An 18,195-nucleotide genomic window follows, 5' to 3' on the forward strand; every position below is an offset into this window, starting at 1 on the left:
CAAGACGGTGGCTGGCGAACAGCACGCGGCGGTACCCGCAGAGGCACGGGAGCAGCATGCGCAGCTCGCTGAGCAGATCGAGGAGCACCGCTTCCGGTACTACGTGAAGGACCAGCCGGTCGTCAGCGACGCCGAGTTCGACAAGCTCCTGCGCTCACTGGAGGCGTTGGAGGACGAGTATCCCGAGCTGCGTACGCCCGACTCGCCGACCCAGAAGGTCGCCGGGGCGTACGAGACCGAATTCACCGCGGTCCAGCACCGCGAGCGCATGCTCTCCCTCGACAACGCCTTCGACGACAAGGAGCTGGAGGCCTGGGGCGAGCGCGTCGCCAATGAACTGGGCTCCGTTCCGTACCACCTCCTGTGCGAGCTGAAGGTGGACGGTCTCGCGGTCAATCTGACGTACGAGAAGGGGCGGCTGACGCGGGCCGCGACGCGTGGCGACGGCCGGACGGGCGAGGACATCACACCCAACATCCGTACGATCGCTGGCGTCCCGGACCGGCTGAAGGGCGACCGGATCCCCGACCTGGTCGAAATCCGCGGGGAGGTCTTCTTCCCGATGGAGAGATTCCAGGAGCTGAACGCGCGACTGGTGGAGGCGCACGACAAGCCTTTCGCCAATCCGCGCAACGCGGCGGCGGGTTCGCTGCGGCAGAAGGACCCCAAGGTCACCGCGACGCGTCCGCTGCACATGGTGGTGCACGGAATCGGCGCCCGCGAGGGTCTGGACATCGACCGCCTGTCGCAGGCGTACGACCTGCTCCGCGAGTGGGGCATGCCGACCGCGCAGCACAACAGGGTGGTCGACGACCTCGCGGGCGTACGGGAATTCATCGCGTACTTCGGCGAGCACCGGCACTCCGTGGAGCACGAGATCGACGGCGTCGTCGTCAAGGTCGACGAGATCCGGCTCCAGGGCCGGCTCGGCTCGACCTCGCGGGCGCCGCGCTGGGCGATCGCCTGGAAGTACGCGCCGGAGGAGGTCAACACCAAGCTGGTGAACATCCGGGTCGGCGTGGGCCGTACGGGCCGGGTGACGCCGTACGCCCAGGTGGAGCCGGTCACGGTCGCCGGATCAGAGGTCGAATTCGCCACCCTGCACAACCAGGAGGTGGTGAAGGCCAAGGGCGTACGCATCGGGGACACGGTGGTGCTGCGCAAGGCGGGCGACGTCATTCCGGAGATCCTGGGGCCGGTCGTCGACCTGCGGGACGGCAGCGAGCGGGAGTTCGTGATGCCGCACGAGTGCCCGGAGTGCGGCAGTGCGCTGCGGCCGATGAAAGAGGCCGACATCGACCTCCGATGCCCCAACGCCCGCTCCTGCCCCGCCCAGTTGCGGGAGCGGCTGTTCTATCTGGCCGGCCGCAAGGCGCTGGACATCGAGAACTTCGGGTATGTCGCGGCGGCCGCGCTCACCAGGCCGCTGGAGCCGGCCGAGCCGCCGCTGCGGGACGAGGGCGATCTCTTCGATCTCAAGGTCGAGCAGCTGCTGCCCATCAAGTCGTACGTCCTGGACCAGGATTCGGGTCTTCCCAAGCGCGACCCCAAGACGGGGGAGGAGAAGGTCGTCACCTTCTTCGCCAACCAGGAGGGCGTGCCGAAGAAGAACACCCTCGCGATGCTGGAGAACATCGCCGCGGCCAAGGAGCGGCCGCTGGCGCGTGTCATCACCGGCCTGTCGATCCGTCATGTCGGACCCGTCGCGGCGGAGGCACTGGCCCGTGAGTTCCGCTCGCTGGAGCGGATCGAGCAGGCGAGCGAGGAGGAACTGGCCGCTGTGGAGGGGGTCGGACCGACCATCGCCGCCTCGCTCAAACAGTGGTTCGAGGAGGACTGGCACCGGGAGATCCTGCGCAAGTGGCGGGCGGCCGGGGTCCGGATGGAGGAAGAGGGCGCCGGTGAAGACCATGGACCGCGTCCGCTGGAGGGCCTCACGGTCGTCGTGACCGGAACCTTGCAGAACCACACGCGGGATGGCGCAAAAGAGGCGCTCCAGAGCCGCGGAGCGAAGGTCACTGGATCTGTTTCGAAGAAAACCTCCTTCGTGGTGGTCGGTGACAGCCCCGGCTCGAAGTACGACAAGGCCATGCAGTTGAAGGTTCCTGTCCTGAACGAAGAGGGATTTGCCGTTCTTTTGGCGGAGGGACCGGAAGCGGCTCGTGAAGCGGCTGTGCCGACCGAGGAGTAGGCGGGCCGCGAGGCGGGGACAGGGGCGGTGAGAGGGGGAAATGGCAGCCGGGGTTCACCCGTTCGGCGCATACCAGACCGATGCGGGTGCCCGGGTCGCATTCGGGCAAGAGCGGTAGACCGCTGCCCGCAGGAGCCTCCTGCGGCCTACTGTTGAGATGTGCGCCTGTCGTGCACGGCTGCCATGGGGTGTCCCCCTGCTCCTCAGGAGCTCGGGGAAGGGATTTCAGTCGTGATGGCATGACAACGGGGCCATCGCGTGGCACGGGCACCGACGGCTGTGAGAGGGACGGAATGAAACCGACGGAGAGTGCCGACCCGGTCTCACGGCTGCGAGGTTGGGCAGCGGCCCAGAGGAAGCTGCCCGCCGTCGTGGCCGCACTGGCCGCCGTCGTCCTGGTGACCGGGATCTGTCGCGCCGTCACCCAGGGCCATGCCCTGTTCCCCGACGGCACAGTGGGCTGGTCGCTGGCCCTGCTCACCGGATTCATCGTGGGCCACCTGGTCGCCCTCGGCCGCGACCGATGGTGGGGCGGCACGGGCTCCGGCGCGGCGCTGACGCTCGCCGTCCTGCTGCTGTACGGCTGGCTGCCGGCCGGCCTGGTCAGCCTCGCCGTCGTCGTGCTGGTCGGACTGGCCCGCAGGCACCGGTGGCGCCAGGGTGTGCTGCACGGCGCGGTGGACATCCTGGGCATAGGCACCGCGGCGCTCGTCCTGGCCGCATTCGGCGACGTACCGACCGTCGAGAAGCCCTGGGATCCGCTGGAGTGGGGAATCGACGCAGTCCCCGAAGTCGTGCTCGCCGCCACGGCCTACCTTGCCGTCACCCGGCTCCTCCTCTGGTACGCCCTGGCGCCCCGGGGCGGGCGGCTGCCGTCCGTCGCCCGAACGGCCCTTTATCGGCAGGCACTCGTCGCGGTCGCGCTGCTCGGCATCGCCCCGCTCATATGCGTGGTCGCCGTGGCGCTGCCGTTCCTGCTGCCGCTCTTCTCGGTGCCCTTAATCGCGCTGGACTCCACGCTGTGGATCGCCAGGGCGCGTGCGGAGGAGCAGCTTCGGGATCCGCTGACCGGACTGCCCAACCGCCAGTGGCTGTTGGAGCGGGCCTGGCCCGCACTGGAGGAAGCCGAAAGCGTCGGCACCAGGTCTGCGCTCGTGCTGATAGACCTCGACCGCTTCCGGGCGGTCAATGACACGCTCGGCCACTTGGCCGGCGACCGGCTGCTGCTCCAGATAGCGGACAGGCTGCGGCTGGCCCTGCCGCGCGGGGCGGAGGCGGCGCGGCTCGGCGGTGACGAGTTCGCGGTTCTGCTCCCGAAGGCCGACTCCACGACCAGTGCGCAGCGCGTCGCCCGGCATCTCGTGGCCGAACTGTCGTCGCCGCTCGACCTGGACGGCCTGACGCTCGTCCTGGAGGCCAGTGCGGGGGTCGCCGTCTTCCCCGACCACGCGCTCGACGCGGAGGGACTGCTGCGGCGTGCGGACGTGGCGATGTATCAGGCCAAGCGGGACCGTACAGGCGTAGAGGTCTACGAGTCCAAGCGCGACAGCAACACCCCCGACAGGCTCGGCCTGTTGGGCGACCTCCGGCGGGCGCTGGACGCGAGCGAGGTCGAGCTCCACTACCAGCCGAAGGTCCGGTTCGACGGGCAGGTCGCCGGCCTCGAAGCCCTGGTCCGGTGGGTGCACCCGGAGCGGGGACGCGTCCCCCCGGACGAATTCATCGCCATCGCGGAGTCGTCGGGGCTGATGCCGCATCTGACGGAGTACGTCCTGGAGACGGCGCTGGCGCAGGTCGCGCGGTGGAGGGCGCAGGGGCTGAACGTTCCGGTCGCGGTGAATGTCTCGCCGCGCGACGTCCACACGCCGGGGTTCGCGGGCGCGGTCGCGGCCCGGCTCGCCCGGCACGGTGTCCCTGCGGGGTCCTTGCAGCTGGAAATAACGGAACACGTGCTGCTGGAGGACCCGCAGCGCGCGGCGGACACGCTGGCCGGGCTGACCGGGCACGGCGTGAAGATGTCCCTGGACGACTTCGGTACGGGGTACTCGTCCCTGGTCCACCTCCGTCGGCTCCCGGTGAGCGAGCTGAAAATCGACCGCTCGTTCGTGGCGAGGCTGGCGGTGGACAACGAGGACGCCGAGATCGTCCGCTGCACGGTCGATCTCGCCCACTCGCTCGGCCTGCTGGTGGTGGCGGAGGGCGTCGAGGACGACGAGACGTGGGAGCGGCTGAGGGACCTGCGCTGCGATGCGGTGCAGGGGTGGCTGGTGGCGGCCGCGATGCCGCCGGACGAGGCGACGGCGTGGCTGCTGGCCCGAGGTGAGAACGGCTGGCACCGCCAGGTCGATCTGGACCGCGTAGCCGCCGCAGCAGCCCTGGAGGAAGCAAAGCGCCCGGCCCCGTCCCCTTCCGGCCAGCCCGTGAAGTAACCACCGGCGGCGGGGTCGCACCCGGAAGACCGGCACCCCGGCCCCGTCGTCGGCGCACCACCCGCTCCGGCGCAGGCACCGCCGGACCGTGCTCGCGAACCGCTCGCCCGGGCGCGCAGCTAATCCGTTTCGTGGGGAAGGGGCCGCGCCCCATAGGATTGGGCCAAAACCCACACACTCACCCCTGAGGATCGCTGCATGCCTGGCATCACGCGCGAGGAGGTCGCCCACCTCGCACGGCTGGCGCGTCTGGAGCTGAAGGGCGAAGAGCTCGATCACTTCGCCGGTCAGCTCGACGACATCATCGGCGCGGTCGCCCGCGTCTCCGAGGTCGCCGACCAAGACGTACCGCCGACCTCCCACCCGCTGCCGCTGACCAACGTCATGCGCGCGGACGAGGTCCGTCCGTCGCTCACCCCGGAGCAGGCCCTCTCCGGTGCCCCCGCCCAGGAGCAGCAGCGTTTCAAGGTGCCGCAGATCCTGGGGGAGGACTAAACAGTCATGTCGGACAACAGCAACATCATCAAGCTCACCGCCGCCGAGACCGCCGCGAAGATCGCTTCCGGTGAGCTCACGGCCGTCGAGGTCACCGAGGCCCACCTGGCCCGGATCGAGGCCGTCGACGAGAAGGTGCACGCCTTCCTGCACGTGGATAGGGACGGGGCACTCGCCCAGGCCCGCGCAGTGGACGCCAAGAAGGCGAACGGCGAGAAGCTCGGCCCGCTGGCCGGTGTTCCGCTCGCGCTCAAGGACATCTTCACCACCGAGGGCATCCCGACCACCGTCGGGTCGAAGATCCTCGAAGGCTGGATCCCGCCGTACGACGCCACGCTGACCAAGAAGCTCAAGGCGGCCGACGTCGTCATCCTCGGCAAGACCAACATGGACGAGTTCGCCATGGGGTCGTCGACGGAGAACTCCGCGTTCGGGCCGACCGGCAACCCCTGGGACCTCACCAAGATTCCCGGCGGCTCCGGCGGTGGCTCGTCCGCCGCCCTCGCGTCGTACGAGGCGCCCCTCGCCATCGGCACGGACACCGGCGGTTCCATCCGCCAGCCCGCCGCCGTCACCGGCACCGTCGGCGTCAAGCCGACCTACGGCGCGGTCTCCCGCTTCGGCATGGTCGCGTTCTCCAGCAGCCTCGACCAGGGCGGCCCCTGCGCCCGTACGGTCCTGGACGCCGCGCTCCTCCACGAGGTCATCGCCGGGCACGACCCGCTCGACTCGACCTCCATCGACGCCCCGGTCCCGCCGGTCGTCGAGGCGGCGAGGAACGGCTCCGTCGCAGGCATGCGCGTCGGCGTCGTCAAGCAGTTCCGCGGCGAGGGCTACCAGGCCGGTGTCCTCCAGCGCTTCGACGAGTCCGTCGAACTGATGCGGGAACTCGGCGCCGAGATCGTCGAGCTGGACTGCCCGTCCTTCGACCTCGCCCTCTCGGCGTACTATCTGATCGCCCCCTCGGAGTGCTCCTCCAACCTGGCCCGCTTCGACGCCATGCGGTACGGCCTGCGGGTCGGCGACGACGGCACGAAGTCCGCCGAGGAGGTCACCGCCCTCACCCGCGAGGCCGGTTTCGGCGACGAGGTCAAGCGCCGCATCATCCTCGGTACGTACGCACTCAGCTCCGGCTACTACGACGCGTACTACGGCTCGGCCCAGAAGGTCCGTACGCTCATCACCCAGGACTTCGAGAAGGCGTTCGAGAAGGTCGACGTGATCGTTTCGCCGACCACGCCCACCACCGCCTTCCCGATCGGCGAGCGCGCCGACGACCCGATGGCGATGTACCTCGCCGACCTGTGCACGATCCCGACCAACCTGGCCGGCAACGCCGCCATGTCGCTGCCCTGCGGCCTGGCGCCCGAGGACGGTATGCCGGTCGGTCTCCAGATCATCGCCCCGGCCATGAAGGACGACCGTCTTTACAAGGTCGGCGCCGCCGTCGAGGCCGCCTTCGTGGAAAAGTGGGGCCACCCGCTGCTCGAGGAGGCACCGTCGCTGTGAGTGCAATCAACAAGGCCAAGGGCTTCAAGAAGTCCAAGACCGGTACGTATCTGTCGATCGGCACCACCGCCTTCGGAGCGATCAGCGTGTTCAAGCAGGCCAAGAAGGCCCGCCACGAACACGACACGCTCCGACTGGTCGACGCCGTCGTCTCCGCTGCCGCCATCGCCACCGGCATCGCTCTGCTCTACCGCGAGCTGAAGCGCCTCGGCGACGACGACGTCCTGCTGGGCTGAGAGGGAAAGTTTCACCGTGACCGTCACTGAACTTGTGCCGTACGAGGACGCCCTCGCGGCCTACGACCCCGTCATGGGCCTTGAGGTCCACGTCGAGCTCGGCACAAAGACGAAGATGTTCTGCGGCTGCTCCACGGAGCTCAAGCAGGACGCCAACAGCCAGACGTGCCCCACCTGTCTGGGGCTGCCCGGCTCGCTCCCGGTCGTCAACGCGATCGGTGTCGAGTCGGCCATCAAGATCGGCCTCGCGCTCAACTGCGAGATCGCCGAGTGGTGCCGCTTCGCCCGGAAGAACTACTTCTATCCGGACATGCCGAAGAACTTCCAGACCTCCCAGTACGACGAGCCGATCGCCTTCAACGGCTATCTGGACGTCCAGCTGGAGGACGGCGAGGTCTTCCGTGTGCAGATCGAGCGCGCGCACATGGAGGAGGACACCGGCAAGTCGCTGCACGTCGGCGGCGCCACCGGTCGTATCCACGGAGCGTCCCACTCCCTCCTGGACTACAACCGCGCCGGTATCCCGCTCATCGAGATCGTCACCAAGCCGATCGAGGGTGCGGGCGTGCGTGCTCCGGAGGTCGCGAAGGCGTACGTCGCCGAGCTCCGCGAGCTCATCAGGGCGCTCGACGTCTCCGAGGCGCGCATGGAGCAGGGCCAGATGCGCTGCGACGTGAACCTCTCCCTGCGGCCGCACGGCCGTGAGGAGTTCGGTACGCGCTCCGAGACGAAGAACGTCAACTCGCTGCGCTCGGTGGAGCGTGCGGCCCGCTTCGAGATCCAGCGGCACGCCGCGGTCCTCAACTCCGGCGGCACGATCGTCCAGGAGACCCGGCACTTCCACGAGGACGACGGCTCCACCACGGCCGGCCGCATCAAGGACAACGCCGAGGACTACCGGTACTTCCCGGAGCCGGACCTGGTACCGGTGGCGCCGTCCCGCGAGTGGGTCGAGGAGCTCCGCAAGGGCCTCCCCGAGCTGCCGCGCGTACGCCGCAACCGGCTGCGCGAGGAGTGGGGGATCAGCGAGCACGACATGCAGTCGATGCTCAACGCCGGCGCGGTCGACCTGATCGCCGCCACGATCGATGCGGGCGCGGACTCGGCTTCGGCGCGCAAGTGGTGGATGGGCGAGCTGGCCCGTAACGCCAACGAGGCGGGCACCGACCTCGCCTCGCTGCCGATCACGCCGGAGCAGGTGGCCCGTGTCACCGCGCTGGTGGCGTCCGGCGATCTGAACGACAAGCTGGCCCGCCAGGTCATCGAGGGCGTCCTCGCAGGCGAGGGCGGCCCCGACGAGGTCGTCGAGAAGCGCGGCCTGAAGGTCGTTTCGGACGAGGGCGCGCTGGGCACGGCGGTCGACGAGGCCATCGCAGCCAACGCCGCGATCGCCGACAAGATCCGCAGTGGCAAGGTCGCCGCGGCGGGCGCGCTGGTCGGAGCGGTCATGAAGGCCACCCGAGGCCAGGCGGACGCGGCACGCGTGCGCGAATTGATTCTTGAGCGGCTTGCCCCGAAAGAATGATTGAGCACAGTCTGGAGAAGCTGGGCGTCGAGGGCTGATCGCCCGATACGCCGAAGGGCGGTGCACCGGTCCATGGACCGGTGCACCGCCCTTTGCGGTTCTTGGACTCCAGTTGGTACTTGGACTCCTGTTACGGGCTCTTGGATGTTTGCCGCTGCGCTGTCCTTGTGACTTCCCGGCGCCATCTGGCCTCGTTAGCTTCCCGGCGGTAACACCTGACTCGGGAGGATCACTTGGCCACTGACATTTCACGGCGCCGCCTGTTCGCACTCGGCGGGGGCGCGCTCGGCGCGGCAGCGGCGGGTTCGCTGCTGCCGCCGTCGCTCCAGGCCGCGCTCGCCGCCGAACCGGCGTCCGGCGGGCTGCGTGCCGTCAAGCACGTGGTCGTCCTGATGCAGGAGAACCGTTCCTTCGACCACTACTTCGGCACCCTGCGCGGCGTACGCGGCTTCGGCGACAGGAACGCCGTAGAACTGCCCTCGGGGAAGCCGGTCTTCGAGCAGCCCGGACCGCTGCGCACCGTCCTGCCCTTCCCCGTGCGGGACGCCGCCGAGGCGCAGAAGAAGGACCTCCAGTACATCGGCGACCTCGACCATTCGTGGGGCGGCGGCGCCAAGGCCTGGAACCAGGGCTGGATGAACGGCTGGGTGTCCGCCAAGACGGCCGCCACCATGGCCTACTACGACCGCCGCGATCTTCCCCTGCACTACGAGCTCGCAGACACCTTCACCATCTGCGACGCCTACCACTCCTCCGTCCATACGTCGACGAGCCCCAACCGGAACCATCTGTGGAGCGGCTGGACCGGCTTCGAGGCGGACGGCAGCCGGGCCGTCACCAATGCCGCGTACGCCGAGGGCACGCACCCGGGCTACCCGTGGCCGACGTACGCCGAGCGGCTGGAGAGCGCGGGCCGCAGCTGGAAGACGTACCAGGAGTGGGAGAACTTCACCGACAACAACATCGAGTTCTTCACCAGCTTCAAGAAGATCGCCCGCAAGGCGCTGGCGAAGGCCCCCGGCGGCTTCACGTACATGGAGGCCTTCTACGCCAAGGTCCGCGACACCACTGATACCGCCGAGCGTGAGCGGCTGCTCGCGGCGCTGGAGGAGGGCGTCGCCACGCTGACCACGCAGGAGCGCTCGCTCTTCGAGCGCGGGCTGCGGCGCGGCGAGACCGGCAGCCTCGCCGAACGGTTCCGGGCGGACGTGGCGGCGGGCGAGCTGCCCGAGGTGTCGTACTTGGTGCCTTCGGCGGTCGACTCCGAGCACCCCGGCTCGTCCTCGCCGATCGCCAGCGCCTCGCTCGTCTACAAGGTGCTGGACGCGCTCGCCTCGCACCCCGACGTATGGCGGCACACCGTCGTCCTGATCAATTACGACGAGAACGACGGCTTCTTCGATCACGTACCGCCGCCCGTTCCGCCCGCCGACAACACCGACGAGCGCTGGCAGGGCAAGCCGGTCGGGCTCGGCATCCGCGTCCCGATGCTCGTGGTCTCGCCGTGGACCGTCGGCGGCTACGTCTGCTCCGAGGTCTTCGACCACACGTCCGTCATCCGCTTCCTGGAGGAGTGGACGGGCGTGCGCGAGCCCAACATCACGGAGTGGAGGCGTACGGTCACGGGTGATCTGACCTCGGCGTTCGACTTCAGGCGCGGCCGGGCGCTGCCCGACGTGGAGCAGCCGGGCGCGATACCCCCGTTCACCGGGCGCTGGCGGCCCGTGCCTCCGCTGGAGCAGCACATGCCCGTACAGGAGGAGGGGACGCGGCCCGCGCGCCCGCTGCCGTACCAGCCGGACGCCCACGGAAAGGTCGAGGGCGGCGTATTCAAGGTCGCGCTCAGTAATACGGGGCGTGCGAGCGCACACTTCGCGCTGTATCCGTACGCCGCGGAGTTCGCCGTGCCGCAGCACCGGGATGTAAGGGGCAGGGCGCAATGGCCGGTGCCCCTTACCGGGGACTCCTACCGCTTCACGATCACCGGGCCGAACGGCTTCCGCCGCGAGTTCGCCGGTACGAAGACGGGCGCCGCCGAGGTCTCCTCGTACGTCGACGCACGCGACCGTGACCTGCACCTCACCCTCACCAACCGGGGCGCGACGCCGCTCACCTTCACGGTGCGGACGCTGGCGTACGCGGAGGAGGCCGACATCGAGGGCCCGCCCCGCGAGGTCACGGTGAAGCCGGGCCGCAGTCGCACCGTGGTGCACTCCGCCGCCGACGCGCACGGCTGGTACGACCTCGCGATCACCGTTTCGGGTGACCCTGCGTTCCACCGGCGCCTCATGGGGCACGTAGAGAACGGGCGCGCGAGCGTCTCCGGCTGATATATCGGGTATGTGCGGGAGTCCGGGACCAATGGCCCGGGCTCTCGCGCTGCCTGTGAGTAAGCGCACGAAAGGGACAAACGATCACGTTTGGCTGTCAGAGTGGACCGAGCGTAGGTCATGAGTTCTTTGCGGGCTGTTCCCGTGTAAAGATCCACGAACCCTTCAGGGAGCAAGTCCGTTGGCACGAATCGCACAGTGGTGCGTCGCGCACCGTCTCGCCTCGATCCTGCTCTGGCTGCTCGCGCTCGGCACAGTCGCCGGCGCCGCCGGAATCGCAGGATCCTCCTACTCGAACGACTACGAGGTACCCGGCACCGAGTCCGGACGGGCCACAGCCCTCCTCGACGCCGGGTTCGACGACCGGGGCGGCGACAACAACACCGTCGTCTGGCACACGGCAGGACGCACCACCGTGCAGGCCGCCGGAGTCGAGCAGCGGATGACGCAGACGCTCGACGACATCGCCGACCTCCCCGGCATCGCCACCGTCACCAGCCCGTACGAGCGCCAGGGCGCCGGGCAGATCAGCGCCGACGGACACACCGCCTACGCCACCGTCACCTTCGACGCGCAGGCCGACGACATCCCCCAGCCGCAGGCCCAGGCGCTGGTCGACACCGCGAAGAAGGCGGAGACCGACAAGCTCCAGGTGGAGCTCGGCGGCACCGCCGTCGCCTCCACCGAGGCCTCCAGCGCGCACCTCAGCGAGGTCGTAGGGGTGGTCGTCGCGGCTGTCGTACTCTTCCTCGCCTTCGGCTCGCTCGCCGCCAGTCTCCTGCCCATAGCGACCGCCCTGGTCAGCGTCGGCACGGCGTACGCGGGCATCGTGCTGCTCGGCCATGTCATGACGGTCGCCGACTTCGCGCCGATGCTCGGCATGCTGATCGGACTCGGCGTCGGCATCGACTACGCGCTGTTCATCGTCACCCGCCACCGCAAGGGACTGCGCCGGGGCCTGTCCGTGCCCGAAGCGGCGGCAAACGCGGTCGCCACGACAGGACGCGCCGTCGTCTTCGCGGGCGCCACCGTCTGTATCGCCCTGCTCGGCATGCTGATACTGCAGCTGTCGTTCCTCAACGGCGTCGCGATCGCCGCCTCGCTCACCGTCGTGCTCACCGTCGCCGCATCGGTGACCCTGCTGCCCGCCCTGCTCTCCCTCATCGGCATGAAGGCCCTCAGCCGCCGTGAGCGCAGGCACCTCGCCGAGCACGGACCGCAGCCCGAGCTGCCCACCGGCTTCGCCGCCCGCTGGTCCGCCTTCGTCGAGCGCCACCCCAAGCTGCTGGGCGCCGTCGCGGCCGTCGTGATGCTGGTCCTCGCGCTGCCCATGCTCTCGCTCCACCTGGGCACGTCCGACCAGGGCAACAACCCGGCAACCACGACGACCCGCTCGGCGTACGACCTGCTCGCCGACGGTTTCGGCCCCGGCAGCAACGGCCCGCTGACCCTCGTCGCCGAAGTCGACGGCGCCGACGACAAGGCCGCCATGAACGCCCTCGGGGACAGCCTGGGCACGGCCGAGGGCGTCGCCTCCGTCGGCCCGGTGACGTACAACAGCGGCGGCGACACGGCCGTCCTCTCCGTCGTACCCGAGACATCGCCGCAGTCGCAGGACACCAGCGACCTGGTCGACCGGCTGCGCGAGAGCGTCCTGCCCCAGGCCGAACAGGGCACGTCCCTGGAGGTCTACGTCGGCGGGGTCACCGCGAGCTACGACGATTTCGCCGAGATCATAGTCGGGAAGCTGCCGCTCTTCGTCGGCGTCGTCATCGCGCTCGGCTGCGCCCTGCTGCTGCTCGCCTTCCGAAGCGTCGGCATCCCGCTGAAGGCGGCGCTGATGAACGTGCTCGCCGTCGCCTCCTCCTTCGGAATCGTCGTCGCGATCTTCCAGTGGGGTTGGGGCAGCGAGCTGCTCGGACTCGGCAGCGCCGGCCCGATCGAGCCATTCCTGCCAGTGATCATGGTCTCGGTCCTTTTCGGCCTCTCCATGGACTACCAGGTCTTCCTGGTCAGCCGGATGTACGAGGAGTGGCTCGAAACCGGCGACAACCGGCGGGCCGTACGGGTCGGCCTGGCCGAGACCAGCCGCGTGATCAACTCCGCCGCGGTGATCATGATCGCTGTCTTCCTGGCCTTCGTACTGAGCGGCGACCGCGTCATCGCGATGTTCGGCATCGCACTCGCCTCCGCCGTCGCGCTGGACGCTTTCGTCCTCCGTACGCTCCTGGTGCCCGCCCTCATGCACATGCTGGGCGGGGCGAACTGGTGGCTGCCGCGCAGCCTCGACCGGTGGCTGCCGCGGATCAGCATCGAACCGCCCGAGTGCCGTCCTGCCCATGAAAAGATTCCGGGACAGCGCGCGAGCGAACAGGAAGAGCTCGTGCAATAGCCGTCGAGGAGCAGGATGTTCGCGATACCGCTGGGTGACGATGCCGAGCTGCGCCCCCTGGAGCCGTGGCAGGCCGAGGAGTACCTCGCTCACATCGACCGCGGTCGCGCACACATCGGCCAGTACATCGGGCTCGCGTCGGCGGCCACCGACCTCGCGTCGGCGCGGGCTTTCCTCCAGTCGTACGCCGACAAGCAGGCCGCCGACGCGGGCCGGATCTACGGCATCTGGCTCGAAGGCACGCTCGTCGGCGGGGTGCTCTTCCGGGTCTTCGACGCCGCCGCGGGCAACTGTGAGGCGGGCTGCTGGCTGGAGGAGTCCGCGGTGGGCCGGGGGCTGGTCACGCGCGCGACGCGGGTGCTGATCGACTGGGCGGTGGACGTGCGGGGGATGCACCGCGTCGAGTGGCTGGTTTCCTCCGCGAACACGGCCAGCGTCAATGTCGCGAAGCGGCTGGGGATGACGCGGGACGGCGTACTGCGCGAGAGCTACGCGTACCGGGGTGTACGGCACGACATGGAGGTCTGGTCGGTGCTGGGGCAGGAGTGGCGCGAGCAGCGTTAAGACGGCTCTCAGAAACGGCACCTAGCGTGCGAGGTATGACAGCCACACCCCCCGCCACCAAGTCCGACGAAGCAGCCGCACCCGAGGGCGAGCTCAAGAAGACCGACCAGGCCGAGAAGGCCGAAGAAATCGCGGACCAGGACGTCACCGACGCCGACGCTGATGTCGACTCCATCGACGACTCCATCGACGAGGGTGACGACGAGGACGACGATGCCGCGGACGACGACGCTCCGCGCGTCTCCTCCGGCGTCGGCACCGGCGCCGCCGCCGTCGTCTCCACGGTGCTCGGCTTCGCCGCCCTCACCGGCACCTGGACCAGCCGCGTCGCCGCCGAGCGCCAGACGCTCATCGGCCAGCTGACAACCGCCCAGACCAGCACTCCGGCCGAGCAGGTCGCCGCGATCTACGGCGACGCCTGGCACCTCACCGCCCTCGTCAACGGCGGCTTCGCGCTGCTCGCCCTGGTCGTCGGCGTCGTGGTGCTGGCCCGCCCGGCGTTCGGTACGCCCGGCAGCAGCAGCACGCAGGCCGGCTGGGTCCGCTCCGTGGCCTGGGCGGGCGTCGCGCTCGGCGTCCTGGGGATGATCATCTCCGCGGGCATGTACCTCGACCTCTTCGCCTCGATGCCGACGCCGCCCGCCACAGGTGCGGGCGCCGGAGCAGGGCAGTAATGAGGCAGTAAGGCAGCCGGAACAGGGGCCTTAGGCACGTACACGCCCGACCTCGTACGTACCTAAGGCCCCTCGTGCCACCAACATGCGGCACTCTCCCGATGTGCTGGACCCCCCTGGGAAACGAGAGTTGAGGCATCGCAGAAAGCGACCTCAACGAATGACTCACCAGGGAGCACACGATGTTCGAGTATGAAATGCAGAAGCTGCACGCCGCCGAACTCATCCAGCGGGCCGACGCCCAGCGCCTCGTCAAGCAGGCCGTCAACGCCGGCCGCGCCGACCGCAGGTCCGCCCGCCGGTCGGCGAAGAACGCATCGGAAGGGCCGGTGAGTTCACTGCGCAGCCGATTCGCCCGGGCCGCGTGACCTCGGCGTGACGGCCGAGGGACGACTCGCGCAATGAATCGCGTGACGACTCGCGTCATGACAGTCGTGCCGATCAAGGGTCCCGCACTGTCGGACCCCTGTGCGATGCTCAGCGATGTGGAGACCAGGTCCGTCAGCCCAGTGTTCGTCGGCCGCGCCGGCGAACTGGCCCAGCTCACCCATGCGCTCGCCCGCGCCGACGCGGGCGAGCCGCAGGCGTTGCTCGTGGGCGGCGAGGCGGGGGTCGGCAAGACCCGCCTCGTCGAGGAGTTCTTCTCTGCGGCCTGCGAGAGCGGCGCCGTCGTCGCGGTGGGCGGGTGCGTCGAAATCGGCGCCGACGGGCTGCCGTTCGCGCCGTTCTCCACCGCACTGCGCGCCCTGCGGCGCAGGCTCCCCGACGAGGTCGCCGCCGCCGCTGCCGGCCAGGAGGGCGAACTGGCCCGGCTGCTGCCCGAATTGGGGGAAACGACACACGGGCAGCACACCGAGGACGGCATGACGCGCCTCTTCGAGCTGACCGTACGTCTCCTGGAACGCATCACGGCGGAGCGTACGGTCGTCCTCGCCCTGGAGGACCTGCACTGGGCCGACACCTCCACCCGCCACCTCCTCGCGTACCTCTTCCGCACGCTGCGGCGCGGCCGCCTCGTCGTGGTCGCCACCTACCGCGCGGACGACATCCACCGCCGCCACCCGCTGCGCCCCCTCCTCGCCGAACTCGACCGGCTGCGCACGGTCCAGCGCATCGAACTGCCCCGCTTCAACCGCTCCGAAGTGCACCGCCAGCTGACCGGAATCCTCGCCAACGAACCGGCGCACTCGCTGGTCGACGAGGTCTTCACCCGCTCGGACGGCAACGCCTTCTTCGTCGAGGAACTGGCCTGCTGCATCGGCACGGGCTGCAGCACCGGCCTGAGCGAATCCCTGCGCGACGTCCTGCTCGTACGGGTCGAGGCGCTCCCGGACGATGCCCAGAAGGTCGCCAGGATCGTCGCCGAGGGCGGCTCCACCGTCGAGTACCCGCTGCTGCTCGCCGTCGCCAGGCTCTCCGAGGACGACCTGATCGAGGCGCTGCGGGCCGCCGTGGGCGCCAACCTGCTGCTCACCACCCCGGAGGGCGACGGGTACCGCTTCCGCCACTCCCTGGTGCGCGAGGCACTCAGCGACGACCTGCTGCCCGGCGAACGCTCCCGCCTCAACCGGCGGTACGCCGAAGCGCTGGAGGCCGATCCCTCGCTCGTACGGGCGGACGAGCGCGCCACGCGGCTCGCCAGCTACTGGTACGCCGCACACGACGCCGCCAAAGCCCTTCCCGCAGTACTGAAAGCCTCCGTCGAGGCACGTCGCCGCCACGCCTACGCCGAGCAGCTGCGCCTGCTGGAGCGGGCGATGGAGCTGTGGGACGACGCCCCCGACGACGTACGCGCCGTACTGCGGCCGCTCGACTACGCCGAGGTCTACCCTCCCTGCGGCTGCGACCCGGCGACGACGCCCCTGCGCTACCTCGACCTCATGGCGGAGGCGACCGTCGCGGGCCGGTTCGGCGGTGAGCGCGAACGGGCACTCAAGATCGCCAAGAAGGCGCTGCGGCTCCTTGAGAGCGAGGACGACGGCGCCCCGAGCTCTCAGCATGGTTCGAGCAGGGGGGACCCCCTTCGTTCCGCCTGGTTCTGGATCCAGCGCTCCAAGCTCATATCGAACCTCGCCCGGGGCGACGGCTGGGCCGAGATCGCCGTCGCACAGGACCTGGTGCGCGGACTGCCGCCGTCGGCCGTCCATGCCGAGGTCCTCGCCGCGGTGGCGTCCTGGGGCATGCTGCACGAGCCGGGCCCGGACAGCCTGGCCTCCGCCGAGCGTGCCGTGGAGTACGCGCGAATGGTCGGCGCCGCAGACACCGAACTCTCCGCCCGGCTCACCCTGGGCGGCCTGATGATCGACTCGGGCGACATCGAGACCGGCTTCAGCGAGCTGTACGCCGTCAAGGAACGGGCCCTGGAGCTGGGCATCGCCGGCGTCGCGGGCCGAAGCTACGTCAACGTGCCCTCCCACCTGGAGGCTGTGGGCCGCTCCCGCGAGGCGGCCGAAATCGCCGAGGAGGGCGTCGCTTTCACCCGGGCGTACGGCCTGGTGGACACCGAGGCCTGGGCCCGCGGGAACCTGGCCGAGTCGCTCACCTCGCTGGGACGCTGGAACGAGGCGGCGGAGCACGCGGTAAGCGTCGAGCGGGCCGCCGCCAGTGCCAAGCCCAACAGCGCGGCCGCCGTCGTACGGGCCGACCTCTCCGCAGCGCGAGGTGAACTGGCGGATGCCGACGCACAGTTGGCGGCTGCCCGCCAGCACTACGGCAACCACGACCGGATGCCCCAGAACGACGTCCCCATGCATCGGGTCGGGCTGATTCTCGCCGCCGCCCGGGGCCGCATCCTGGACGCCCGCGCCGAGTTCGCCGAGGCCACGGCGGCCGGCTTCCCCCTCGGAGCACACCGCTACGCGTGGCCGCTGCTCGCCGAGGCCGCCATCGCGGAGGCGGACGCACGCGGCCTCCCGGCGGCGGAGGAAGGCCGTCCCGAAGCGCTGGCCCAGATCCGCGCACGAGCGAAGCACCTGACCACGCCCGCCCCGATCTGGCATGCCTACGAACGCTGGGTCCGCGCCGAGCTGCGCCGAGCCGAAGGCCGCGCCACCCCCGACGACTGGACCGCTGCCGTCACCGCCTTCGAGGCCCTGGAGCGCCCGTACGACCTGGCTCGCGTCCGGCTGCGCTGGGCGGAGTCCCTGCTCGCCGCATCGGCCACGCCCACCCCGGAGCCCACCAGTGCCCTGGAGGGGACCGCCGACGCCTCCCCGGCCGGACAACCCGGTCAGGCCACTGCGCCGACAATCCTCCGTTCAGCGAACCCCGGCGAAGGCGACCCCGGCGAACGCGACCCCAGTGAACGCGAGCGCGCCGCCGAACTGCTCCGGCTGGTCCGCGCCACGGCGGACCACCTCGGCGCCCGGCCCCTCGCCGAGAGCGTCGAGCTCCTCGCCCAGCGCGCCCGGCTCTCGCTGACCTTGGTGTCCGAAGTCCCGGCACTCACCGCGAGTCCCGCCGCGTCGCTCGGCCTGACCCCGCGGGAGCAGGACGTGCTGCGCCTGGTCGCGGCCGGCCGCAGCAACCGGCAGATCGCCGAGGAGCTCTACATCTCCCCGAAGACCGCGAGCGTCCACGTGTCCAACATCCTCGCCAAGCTGGGCGTATCCGGCCGCGGCGAAGCCGCCGCCGTGGCCCACCGGCTGCGCCTCTTCACGGATGTGGTGGATCAGGCAGCCGTATGACGACCTTCCCGGAGGTGAGGTCTATCGGTCCTTGCCCCGGGTCGCCGTCGCCGAGATCGACCCGGGTCAGGGCCAGCCGCTTCTGCTCCTCGGCGGTGTGCTTGCGGCCGGGTGCGAACAATTCCTCGATCAGGTTGAACACGTGCCCCCCTGTCCTGGATCCT

General features: G+C 69.9%; 13 protein-coding genes. 12 read left to right on the top strand and 1 reads right to left on the bottom strand.

From position 1 onward, the window contains the following. Positions 1–7: 7 nt before the first annotated feature. From ligA to PXH83_RS22140, 12 genes are all read left to right on the top strand, one after another. Positions 8–2,191, top strand: a complete 2,184-nt coding sequence (gene ligA / locus PXH83_RS22085; protein WP_274562235.1) for an NAD-dependent DNA ligase LigA — start codon at positions 8–10, stop codon at positions 2,189–2,191. 80 nt (positions 2,192–2,271) lie between these two features. Next, entirely contained in the window at positions 2,272–4,620 is a 2,349-nt protein-coding gene (locus tag PXH83_RS22090) for a putative bifunctional diguanylate cyclase/phosphodiesterase (RefSeq protein WP_420803202.1), read from the top strand. Positions 4,621–4,818: 198 nt separating this feature from the next. Continuing rightward, positions 4,819–5,115: an Asp-tRNA(Asn)/Glu-tRNA(Gln) amidotransferase subunit GatC gene (gene gatC, locus PXH83_RS22095; RefSeq protein WP_015036350.1), complete on the top strand. Its 297-nt coding sequence runs from the start codon at positions 4,819–4,821 to the stop codon at positions 5,113–5,115. Positions 5,116–5,121: 6 nt separating this feature from the next. After that, positions 5,122–6,624, top strand: coding sequence for an Asp-tRNA(Asn)/Glu-tRNA(Gln) amidotransferase subunit GatA (gene gatA, locus PXH83_RS22100; RefSeq protein ID WP_274562241.1), 1,503 nt, complete (start codon positions 5,122–5,124; stop codon positions 6,622–6,624). Next, positions 6,621–6,860: a hypothetical protein gene (locus PXH83_RS22105; RefSeq protein WP_214927487.1), complete on the top strand. Its 240-nt coding sequence runs from the start codon at positions 6,621–6,623 to the stop codon at positions 6,858–6,860. The genes gatA and PXH83_RS22105 overlap by 4 nt, the downstream gene beginning before the upstream one ends. A gap of 16 nt (positions 6,861–6,876) precedes the next feature. Beyond that, complete coding sequence (gatB, locus tag PXH83_RS22110; RefSeq protein ID WP_274562244.1) at positions 6,877–8,385, top strand: Asp-tRNA(Asn)/Glu-tRNA(Gln) amidotransferase subunit GatB; 1,509 nt, start codon at positions 6,877–6,879, stop codon at positions 8,383–8,385. Between the two features lie 233 nt (positions 8,386–8,618). Next, positions 8,619–10,715: a phosphocholine-specific phospholipase C gene (locus PXH83_RS22115; RefSeq protein WP_274562246.1), complete on the top strand. Its 2,097-nt coding sequence runs from the start codon at positions 8,619–8,621 to the stop codon at positions 10,713–10,715. Between the two features lie 181 nt (positions 10,716–10,896). Beyond that, positions 10,897–13,107: an MMPL family transporter gene (locus PXH83_RS22120; protein ID WP_274562248.1), complete on the top strand. Its 2,211-nt coding sequence runs from the start codon at positions 10,897–10,899 to the stop codon at positions 13,105–13,107. 15 nt (positions 13,108–13,122) lie between these two features. Next, the gene (locus PXH83_RS22125; protein ID WP_274562251.1) at positions 13,123–13,671 is read left to right on the top strand and encodes a GNAT family N-acetyltransferase; all 549 of its coding nucleotides are present in this window, start codon (positions 13,123–13,125) and stop codon (positions 13,669–13,671) included. A 35-nt stretch (positions 13,672–13,706) separates the two neighbouring features. Beyond that, positions 13,707–14,345, top strand: a complete 639-nt coding sequence (locus PXH83_RS22130; protein WP_274562253.1) for a hypothetical protein — start codon at positions 13,707–13,709, stop codon at positions 14,343–14,345. Between the two features lie 182 nt (positions 14,346–14,527). Further along, positions 14,528–14,713: a hypothetical protein gene (locus PXH83_RS22135; RefSeq protein ID WP_274562255.1), complete on the top strand. Its 186-nt coding sequence runs from the start codon at positions 14,528–14,530 to the stop codon at positions 14,711–14,713. 57 nt (positions 14,714–14,770) lie between these two features. Continuing rightward, positions 14,771–18,031: an ATP-binding protein gene (locus tag PXH83_RS22140; RefSeq protein WP_274562257.1), complete on the top strand. Its 3,261-nt coding sequence runs from the start codon at positions 14,771–14,773 to the stop codon at positions 18,029–18,031. Here the strand turns inward: PXH83_RS22140 and PXH83_RS22145 are convergent. Then, the gene (locus PXH83_RS22145) at positions 18,000–18,173 is read right to left on the bottom strand and encodes a DUF6191 domain-containing protein (protein WP_274562260.1); all 174 of its coding nucleotides are present in this window, start codon (positions 18,171–18,173) and stop codon (positions 18,000–18,002) included. The genes PXH83_RS22140 and PXH83_RS22145 overlap by 32 nt on opposite strands. Positions 18,174–18,195: the final 22 nt, after the last annotated feature.

Source organism: Streptomyces spiramyceticus (genome assembly GCF_028807635.1).
GTDB classification, from domain to species: Bacteria; Actinomycetota; Actinomycetes; order Streptomycetales; family Streptomycetaceae; genus Streptomyces; species Streptomyces spiramyceticus.

Bases quoted from the DNA above. Each gene is read 5' to 3' on its own strand.
- gatC (WP_015036350.1), top strand. From the start codon at position 4,819: ATGCCTGGCATCACGCGCGAGGAGGTCGCCCACCTCGCACGGCTGGCG.
- PXH83_RS22135 (WP_274562255.1), top strand. From the start codon at position 14,528: ATGTTCGAGTATGAAATGCAGAAGCTGCACGCCGCCGAACTCATCCAG.
- gatA (WP_274562241.1), top strand. From the start codon at position 5,122: ATGTCGGACAACAGCAACATCATCAAGCTCACCGCCGCCGAGACCGCC.
- PXH83_RS22125 (WP_274562251.1), top strand. From the start codon at position 13,123: ATGTTCGCGATACCGCTGGGTGACGATGCCGAGCTGCGCCCCCTGGAG.
- PXH83_RS22130 (WP_274562253.1), top strand. From the start codon at position 13,707: ATGACAGCCACACCCCCCGCCACCAAGTCCGACGAAGCAGCCGCACCC.
- PXH83_RS22140 (WP_274562257.1), top strand. From the start codon at position 14,771: ATGACAGTCGTGCCGATCAAGGGTCCCGCACTGTCGGACCCCTGTGCG.
- PXH83_RS22090 (WP_420803202.1), top strand. From the start codon at position 2,272: ATGCGGGTGCCCGGGTCGCATTCGGGCAAGAGCGGTAGACCGCTGCCC.